2 protein-coding genes are annotated in these 1814 nt (G+C 61.9%); one reads left to right on the top strand and one right to left on the bottom strand.

Annotated elements, in window-relative coordinates; translation table 11 throughout:
* Nucleotides 1–1198: P-loop NTPase (locus tag GX543_RS17810; RefSeq protein WP_366929092.1), on the top strand; the 1198-nt coding region annotated here is incomplete at its 5' end.
* Between the two features lie 42 nt (nt 1199–1240).
* On the opposite strand, the gene GX543_RS17805 is transcribed toward GX543_RS17810, so the two are convergent.
* Nucleotides 1241–1814, bottom strand: a 574-nt coding sequence (locus GX543_RS17805) for an EAL domain-containing protein (protein WP_290853872.1), incomplete at its 5' end; no start/stop codon positions are given.

Here is a 1814-nt window from a genome sequence, read left to right as displayed (position 1 = left end):
GATCCTGCGCCCCATCACCGAACTGGGAATGGTGCGCAGTGTCGAAGTGTCTGCTGATGGCCACGCGGCGGTCGCTATTGCGCTCACGATCGTGGGGTGTCCCGCGGCGCACCGCATTGAGCGTGAAGTGCGGGCCGCGACAGCGGCAACCGAAGGCATCACCTGCGTCACTCTCGATGTCGGGGTCATGACTCCTGAGCAGCGGCGCGAGTTCATAAAGCTGGTGCGCGGCGGCAAGCCCGCACGGGCGCCACAGTTCGGTCCAGACTCGCTCACGCGCGTCATTGCGGTCACCAGCGGCAAGGGAGGCGTCGGGAAGTCAAGCGTCACAGTGAATCTCGCGGTGGCATTAGCCGAGCGCGGTCTCTCTGTCGGGCTGGTCGACGCCGATGTGTTCGGGTTTTCCGTTCCTGCGCTGATGGGTCTTGCCAGTGACGGTGCAGTCGAGCAGCCCACCAGACTCGACGAGATGATTGTTCCCCCGGTTGCTCACGGGGTAAAGGTGATTTCAATCGGCATGTTCTTGGGCGATGCCGACCCCCGCAGCACCGCTGTGTCTTGGCGTGGGCCGATGCTCCATCGCACGATTGAGCAGTTTCTGCGCGACGTCTGGTTCGGGGACCTCGACATCCTCCTCCTCGATCTCCCCCCGGGTACGGGCGATATTGCGATCAGCGTCGGTCAGTTACTCCCTCAGGCGGAGGTGATCGTGGTGACCACACCGCAACCAGCAGCCGCTGACGTGGCGGTGCGGAGCGCGCTTGTGGCTCGGCAAACCGGCCAGCGAGTCATTGGGGTGATTGAGAATATGGCTGGCCTCGTGCAGCCAGACGGGAGTGTGCTCGAGCTGTTTGGTTCCGGTGGCGGCGTCGCCGTTGCCGAACGGCTGTCCGCGCTGCACGACGATGATGAGCATGCATCCCAGGCGGTCACTCACGAGAACGACGAGACCGCTCCAGTCGAAACCACAATCGGCAACGGTGGTGGCACGAACACCGTCACCCGTGATGCTGCGGTGCCGCTGCTCGGCAGTGCGCCCCTCAGCCCGGCGTTTCGAGAGGCGGGTGACGTCGGTATTCCGGCGGTGCTCCGCCCGGAGGCTGATCCTGCTGCTCAGGCATTGATCGCAATCGCCGATCGCCTCGTTACCAGACCGGTCAGCCTCGTCGGCACCAGTCTCCCTGTGTCTCCTCGTTAGCGTCGCGCTGTCGTCTACACCTCGTTAGCGTCGCGCTGGCGGTTACACCGGTTCAGGTTTGCCGAACGCAAACCCCTGGAAGCGGTCGGCACCCATGCTGCGCAGCCGCTGGAACTGGGCTTCGTTCTCGACCCCTTCTGCGACGGTGGACAACCCCATGATGTGCGCGAGCTTCACAATGCCTTGCACAAACTTCATCTGCCCATCGTCGTGTTCAAGCGCCGCAATAAATGATCGATCGATCTTTACCTCGTGCACTGGCAGACGCTGCAGGTAGCTGAGCGACGAAAATCCGGTACCGAAATCGTCGAGAGAGATCTTCACGCCAAGTTCGCGCAATTGCTCAAGCTGCGCGATGGAGCGGTCAATATCAACGTGGAGCAGCGTCTCGGTGACCTCGATGCAGAGCATGCTCGGCCGCAGCCCATACTTCAGCAGAGCGGCTTTCACCTTGTCAACGAAGGTTCCCACCCGAAGCTGGTACTCGCTCACATTGATCGACAGCGGCACGTCAATGAGATGCGGATTTGATTTTCGTTCTGCGAGAGTGCGGCATGCCTCTTCGACGACCCAGTCACCAATTTCGAGAATCAAGCCGCTCTGTTCAGCCAACGGG

The organism is Gordonia sp. (in: high G+C Gram-positive bacteria), from assembly GCF_012515855.1.
In the GTDB taxonomy this organism is placed as follows: domain Bacteria; phylum Actinomycetota; class Actinomycetes; order Mycobacteriales; family Mycobacteriaceae; genus Gordonia.
The sequence above is the reverse complement of the archived record's forward strand: the minus strand, read 5'-3'. Positions and strand labels throughout refer to the sequence as shown.